The following is a 6,458-nucleotide window of genomic DNA, read 5'->3' as shown; positions in this document are numbered from 1 at the left end:
CTGGCGCGGGGCCGGTGCCGTCGAGCAGGCGCGAGGCGCTGCGCTCGGGGGCCGGGTGCTGGGCGATCAGCTCGGGGGGGAGGTGGAAATCAAAATCGGCCACCGTGAAGGCGCGCGCGGATGAGGCAGAAGAAGACATGCAGCTTGAGGGCAGGACAGGCCCGTTCCAAGTGAAGAAACAAGGGCCGTGATTGTCTCAGTTCTGCGCGGGCGATCCAGGTTCAGCGAGGGCGGTGCATCTGGAACAGCTGTTCAGGGCCGATGGTGAAGTAGTCGGCCGGGCCGCCGCCGCGCAGGATGTGCCCGGCGTTCGCTGTGTCGTACACACCTTCCTTCAGCAGGTGCTGTGCAATGTGTATGCCCACCACCTCACCCAGCACCAGCCAGCTGTCGATGGGCGCGCCGGCTGCCGAAGTCAGCCGCACGATCTGTGACAGCCGGCATTCGAAGCTCACGGGGCTCTCTTGCACCCGAGGGACGGACACCACACGGGAAGCCACTGGCGTGAGCCCGGCCAACGCAAACTCGTCCACCTCGGGCGGCACGTGAGCGCAGGTCTGGTTCATCTGTTCGGCCAGCGGGCGGGTCACCAGGTTCCACACGAACTCGCCGGTCGCTTCCACATTGCGCACCGAATCTTTGTGTCCGATGCTGCAGAAGCCCACGATGGGCGGCACGTAGTTGAAGGCGTTGAAGAAGCTGTAGGGCGCCAGGTTGAGCACGCCGTCTTGGGCGCGGGTGGAGATCCAGCCGATGGGGCGCGGCCCGACGATGGCGTTGAACGGGTCATGCGGCAAGCCGTGGCCTTGCGACGGTTCGTAGAAGTGTGCTGCGTCCATGAGCGTGGAGGATTGAAGTGAGGCCCCATGCTAGGCGAGGGCCACGGGGTGCGCTCGTGTCAGGGCATTGGTGACCGTGTGGGGCCGGGCACAATGCGCGCATGCCCGCCCAAGCCGAAGGCAAAGCAGCCGCGCCCGCGCTGTCCGCCCCCCAGAAAGCCCTGCACAAACTCGGGCTGGTGCGCGACATCGACCTGGCGCTGCACCTGCCGCTGCGCTATGAGGACGAGACCCGCATCGTCACGCTGCGCGGCGCGCGCGACGGGCAACTGGCGCAGATCGAAGGCACGGTGACGAACAGCGAGATCACGCAGCGCCCGCGCCGCCAGCTGCTGGTGACGCTCGACGACGGTACCGACACCTGCACGCTGCGCTTCTTCACCTTCTACCCCGCGCACCAGAAAACCCTGGCCTTGGGCCAGCGCGTGCGCGTGCGCGGTGAACTGCGCGGCGGCTTCCTGGGCTGGACCATGGTGCACCCGGCGTTTCATGCCGCGGGTGGTGAGCTGCCCGATGCGCTCACGCCGGTGTATCCCACCAGCGCGCAGCTGCCGCAGGCGTACCTGCGCAAGGTGGTGGCCAGCGGCCTGCGCCGTGCCGACCTGGGCGAGAACCTGCCGCCCGCGCTGCTGGGTGGACTGAACGCCGTGGTGCGCGGCACCTGGACGCTGCGCGACGCGCTGCAGTTCCTTCACCACCCGGGCGCCGACGTGTCGCTTGACGCGCTGGAAGATCGCAGCCACCCGGCCTGGCAGCGCCTGAAGGCCGAGGAGTTGCTGGCGCAACAGCTCTCGCAGTTCACGGCCCGGCAGGAGCGCGCGGCGCTGAGCGCCCCGGCCTTGCGCGCCAAACCGGGTGGGCTGCACGAACAGCTGCTGGGCGTGCTGCCGTTTGCGCTCACCACCGCGCAGCGCCGCGTGGGCGAAGAGATCGCGCGCGACCTGATGCGCCAGATTCCGATGCACCGTTTGCTGCAGGGCGACGTGGGTTCGGGCAAGACGGTGGTGGCTGCGCTCGCCGCCGCCATTGCCATCGACGCGGGCTGGCAATGCGCGCTGATGGCGCCCACTGAAATATTGGCCGAACAGCACTTCGCCAAGCTCATCGGCTGGCTGGAGCCGTTGCTCGCGCCGCTGGGCAAACGCGTGGCCTGGCTCACCGGCAGTCAGAAGAAAAAGCAGCGCGGCGAAATGCTCGCGCTGATCGCCAGCGGCGAGGCCGCGCTGGTGGTGGGCACGCACGCCGTCATTCAAGACCAGGTGGTGTTCAAGAACCTGGCGCTGGCCATCATTGACGAACAGCACCGGTTTGGTGTGGCGCAGCGGCTGGCGCTGCGGGGGAAGATGGGTGCGGGCATGACCGGAGGCGAGCCCCACCTCCTCATGATGACCGCGACGCCCATTCCCAGAACGCTCGCCATGAGTTACTACGCCGACCTCGATGTCTCCACCATCGACGAGCTGCCGCCCGGGCGCACGCCCATCGTCACCAAGGTGGTGGCCGACAGCCGCCGCGCCGAGGTGATTGAGCGCATCCGCAGTCAACTCGCGCAGGGGCGGCAGGTGTACTGGGTGTGCCCGCTGATCGAAGAGAGCGAGGCGCTGGATCTGTCGAACGCGACGGCCACGCACGCCGAGTTGAGTGAATCACTGCCGGGCGTGCTCGTGGGCTTGCTGCATTCGCGCATGCCGGTGGCCGAGAAGAAGGCGGTGATGTCGCTGTTCACCGGCGGGCAGATGGGTGTGCTGGTCTCCACCACGGTGATCGAGGTCGGTGTGGACGTGCCCAATGCGTCGCTGATGGTGATCGAGCACGCCGAGCGTTTTGGCCTGAGCCAGCTGCACCAGCTGCGCGGCCGCGTGGGCCGTGGCGCTGCCGCGTCGGCCTGCGTGCTGCTGTACACACCGCCCGACAGCGGCCGCCTCGGCGAGACCGCGCGCGAACGCCTGAAGGCCATGGCCGAGACCAGCGACGGCTTCGAGATCGCCCGGCGCGACCTGGAGATACGCGGCCCGGGCGAGTTTCTCGGCGCACGCCAGTCGGGCGCGCCGCTGCTGCGCTTCGCCGATCTGGCCACCGACACCCACCTGCTCGAATGGGCTCGAGCCGCCGCGCCGGTGATGCTGGCCGAGTACCCACAACAAGCCGAAAAACACATCGCCCGCTGGTTGGGTGGCAAGGCGGAATTCCTCAAGGCCTGAGGTTCTGGACAGGTCTGCATGGCGGGCTTCGACGACAGGCGCAAAATAGCGGCATGACGCTGACCGAACTCAAATACATCGTGGCCGTGGCCCGGGAAAAGCACTTCGGCAAGGCGGCCGAGGCCTGCTTCGTTTCGCAGCCCACCTTGTCGGTGGCCATCAAGAAGCTCGAAGACGAGCTGGAACTCAAGATCTTCGAGCGCAACGCCAGTGAGATCAGCGTGACGCCGCTGGGCGAAGAAATCGTGCGCCAGGCCCAGACCGTGCTGGAGCAGGCCGCGGCCATCAAGGAGATCGCCAAGCGAGGCAAGGACCCGCTGGCCGGCCCGCTCAAGCTGGGCGTGATCTACACCATCGGCCCGTATCTGTTGCCCGATCTGGTGCGCCACGTGATCGACCGCACGCCGCAGATGCCGCTGATGCTGCAGGAGAACTTCACGGTGAAGCTGCTGGAGCAGCTACGCCTGGGCGAGATCGACTGCGCCATCCTGGCCGAGCCGTTTCCCGACACCAACCTGGCGATTGCCGCCCTGTACGACGAGCCGTTTCTCGCCGCCGTGCCGCACACGCACCCGTTGGCCAAACAGGGCCACATCACCAACGAAGAGCTCAAGCGCGAGACCATGCTGCTGCTGGGCACGGGCCATTGCTTTCGCGACCACGTGCTCGAGGTCTGCCCGGAGTTCGCGCGTTTCTCCAACGACGCCGAGGGTATCCGCAAGAGCTTTGAAGGATCGTCGCTGGAGACCATCAAACACATGGTGGCCGCCGGCATGGGCGTGACGCTGGTGCCGCGCCTGTCGGTGCCTTCGTCAGCGCTGGAAGGCCACGCCTCGCCGGGCCAGGATTTTGGCGACTCGTCGTATGTGCGCTACCTGCCGTTCGAGGGCGAGGCGCCCACGCGGCGCGTGGTGCTGGCCTGGCGGCGCAGCTTCACACGGTATGAGGCCATTGCCGAGCTGCGTAACGCCATCTACGCCTGCGAACTTCCGGGCGTCAAACGCCTCTCTTGATTTTTGTTTTTCAACCATCCCTCAGGAGTTCTCCATGGCCAAAACCGCCAGCAAAGTCAGTGCGCCCAGCATCAACATCGGCATCAACGAGAAGGACCGCGCAGCCATTGCCAAAGGCCTGTCCAAGCTGCTGGCCGACACCTACACGCTGTACCTCACCACGCACAACTTCCACTGGAACGTGACCGGGCCGATGTTCACATCGCTGCACACCCTGTTCATGACGCAGTACACCGAGCTGTGGACCGCCGTGGACCCGGTGGCCGAACGCATCCGATCGCTGGGCCACGACGCCCCAGGCAGCTACGCCCAGTTCAGCAAGCTCAGCTCGGTGCCCGACGCGCCGGCCACACCGCCCAAGGCCATGGAGATGGTGCGCATCCTCGTGCAGGGCCACGAAGCGGTGGCGCGCACGGCGCGTGAGTTGTTCCCCGTGGTCGACAAGGCGGGCGACGAGCCCACGGCCGATCTGCTGACGCAGCGCCTCACGGTGCACGAGCAGACCGCGTGGATGCTGCGCTCCATCCTCGAGGAGTGATCTGCTGACCATGGTCGCTGCGACGTCTCCCGCGCCTTCGCGCCTGGCGCTGTACCTTGACCTGATCCGCTGGAACCGCCCGGCCGGCTGGCTGTTGCTGCTCTGGCCGTCGCTGGCCGCGCTGTGGGTGGCTGCGGGCGGGTTCCCCGGCTGGCACCTGCTGGCCGTGTTTGTGCTCGGCACCATCCTCATGCGCAGCGCCGGCTGCTGCGTGAACGACGTGGCCGACCGCGAGTTCGACAAACACGTCAAGCGCACCGCGCAGCGCCCGGTGACCTCGGGCAAGGTGTCGACCCGCGAAGCGCTGGCGGTGGGCGCGGTGCTCGCGCTGGCCGCGTTTGCGCTGGTGCTCACCACCAACACGCTCACGGTGCTCATGTCCTTCGCGGCGCTCGCCATCACACTGGCCTATCCGTATGCCAAGCGATACGTGTCCATGCCGCAGGCCGTGCTGGGCGTGGCCTTCAGCTTCGGCGTGCCCATGGCGTTTGCCGCCGTGCAGGCGCAGCTGCCGCCGCTGGCCTGGGTGCTGCTGGTGGGCAACCTCTTCTGGGTGCTGGCCTACGACACCGAGTACGCCATGGTCGACCGCGACGACGATCTGCGCATCGGCATGAAGACCTCGGCGATCACGCTGGGCGCGTACGACGTGCCTGCGGTCACCGCCTTCTACCTCCTGTTTCTCGCTATCTGGACGGCGGCGCTGTGGCCGATGGTGAACTCCTGGGTGTGGGGCGCAATGCTGGTGGTGGCGCTGGCCCAGGTGGCGTGGCACTTCCAGCTCATCAAGGACCGCAGCCGCGACGGCTGCTTCAAGGCCTTCCGCCTCAACCACTGGTTGGGGTTCACGGTGTTTGTGGGTGTGGTGCTCGGCTTGGTTTGAAGTCGCTGCGTTTCGTCCTCGGCGCTTCTTCGGCCCGCGGATGCGGTGTGCCCTGCTCCGCGGCTGTCCCCCGGCGGCTGGTGCCGCCTCCTCCTTGATGCCGCTGCGCAGGACACACCGCATCCGCGGGCTGGGTTGCGTTCGGGCGAACGGTACATCGGTTTTTGCGCAGTAGGATGGCGCCTATCGGCCATAAGCGGACATGCAAATCAAAACAACCTTGGTATCCCTGCTTATCTGCTCTGCGATTGGGGGCGTTGTGGCAGCGTTCTCCTCGCTCAGTTGGCTGGCTGCCACGTGCTTTGTCGCAGCAGCTCTTTTGGTCAACGGGGCTCTTGCTACATGGGAAGACTCTCGGCCCGGCGGGTTCGACAACCCGGATGGAGCGAGCACAGCGCCATCTCCATGGTCGGTTTGGGGCATCATCGCGGCGGCGGTTACTGCCGTCGTCGCTGGGGCATTGATTCAACTTGGCTGAGCTTCCGGCATGGGCTCCTTCCGGTCTTCGCTCGCCACGACCGCTCTCGGATGCGGTGTGCTCTGCGCAGCGGCATCAAGGAGGAGGGGCCGCAGGCCCCGGGGGACAGCCGCGGAGCAGAGCGCACCGCGTCCGCGAGCCGAGCGCCAAGGGATTACTTCCCGAACTCCCGCCCCAGCTCCTCGGCGCGCTTTTGCGCAGCAAACAGCGCCTCTTTAAACTTCGCCTTGACACCCGCAGCCTCCATTGAGGTGAGCGCCGCGTACGTGGTGCCGCCCTTGGATGTGACACGTTCGCGCAACACCTGCGGCGGATCGTCCGAGCGCTTGGCCAAGGTCGACGCACCGATGAACGTACCGACCGCAAGCTGGTAGGCCACTTCGGGCGGCAGGCCCATGCGGGTGCCGGCGTCGCGCATGGCCTCCAGGAAATAGAACACGTAGGCCGGGCCCGAGCCCGAGAGCGCGGTCACCGCGTCCAGCTGTGGTTCGGCGCTCACCCACACC

The 6,458-nt window shown here is 66.9% G+C and carries 7 protein-coding genes; 4 read left to right on the top strand and 3 right to left on the bottom strand.

Annotated features, from left to right (window positions below; all coding sequences use genetic code 11):
* The coding region (locus tag Q0C59_RS17765) for an S-adenosylmethionine:tRNA ribosyltransferase-isomerase (RefSeq protein ID WP_291218024.1) at window positions 1-139 on the bottom strand (139 nt) is incomplete at its 3' end.
* An 82-nt stretch (window positions 140-221) separates the two neighbouring features.
* The gene (locus tag Q0C59_RS17760) at window positions 222-839 is read right to left on the bottom strand and encodes a flavin reductase family protein (protein ID WP_291218022.1); all 618 of its coding nucleotides are present in this window, start codon (window positions 837-839) and stop codon (window positions 222-224) included.
* 101 nt (window positions 840-940) lie between these two features.
* Between Q0C59_RS17760 and recG the strand changes: the two genes are divergently transcribed.
* Genes recG through ubiA form a run of 4 tightly spaced genes read left to right on the top strand, consistent with a single transcriptional unit; the run spans window position 941 to window position 5,474 of the window.
* Window positions 941-3,040, top strand: coding sequence for an ATP-dependent DNA helicase RecG (recG, locus tag Q0C59_RS17755; RefSeq protein WP_291218020.1), 2,100 nt, complete (start codon window positions 941-943; stop codon window positions 3,038-3,040).
* Window positions 3,041-3,093: 53 nt separating this feature from the next.
* On the top strand, window positions 3,094-4,053 hold the full coding sequence (locus tag Q0C59_RS17750) for a LysR substrate-binding domain-containing protein (protein WP_291218018.1): 960 nt from the start codon (window positions 3,094-3,096) through the stop codon (window positions 4,051-4,053).
* A gap of 34 nt (window positions 4,054-4,087) precedes the next feature.
* The gene (locus Q0C59_RS17745) at window positions 4,088-4,591 is read left to right on the top strand and encodes a Dps family protein (protein ID WP_291218016.1); all 504 of its coding nucleotides are present in this window, start codon (window positions 4,088-4,090) and stop codon (window positions 4,589-4,591) included.
* Between the two features lie 10 nt (window positions 4,592-4,601).
* Entirely contained in the window at window positions 4,602-5,474 is an 873-nt protein-coding gene (ubiA, locus tag Q0C59_RS17740) for a 4-hydroxybenzoate octaprenyltransferase (RefSeq protein ID WP_291218013.1), read from the top strand.
* A gap of 632 nt (window positions 5,475-6,106) precedes the next feature.
* Here ubiA and Q0C59_RS17735 read toward each other — a convergent pair.
* On the bottom strand, window positions 6,107-6,458 hold a 352-nt coding region (locus Q0C59_RS17735), incomplete at its 5' end, for a pyrroline-5-carboxylate reductase (protein WP_291218011.1).

It is taken from the genome of Hydrogenophaga sp. (genome assembly GCF_022844385.1).
GTDB lineage: Bacteria > Pseudomonadota > Gammaproteobacteria > Burkholderiales > Burkholderiaceae_C > Hydrogenophaga.
This window is presented reverse-complemented; position numbering and strand designations above follow the sequence as displayed.